Annotated in this window: 1 pseudogene; it reads right to left on the minus strand. The window is 71.2% G+C overall.

From position 1 onward, the window contains the following. A pseudogene (locus tag ACR9ZJ_RS19445) lies at positions 1-222 on the minus strand (lipoyl(octanoyl) transferase LipB); the annotation flags it as partial. Positions 223-229 lie beyond the last annotated feature (7 nt).

Raw genomic sequence — 229 nt, forward strand, 5'->3', positions numbered from 1 at the left:
GCGGACGACGGGGATGTCGCCCGCCGCCAGCACGTGGTCCGCCAGGCCCGCCTGGCCCAGCGTGAACACCGGGTCGTGCTCCAGCAGCCACAACTCGTCGACGGTATCGTCGGTGCGGTTGTCGGTGAAGGCGCTCATGGCCTTCCAGGTGGACTCGTAGGGCACGCGCCCCAGCCGGCGGACGTTGAGCGGGAGGGTCATGGGAGGGAGGTCGGAGGGGATTCGGGGG

Source organism: Luteibacter sp. KNZ12-1A (assembly GCF_056755675.1).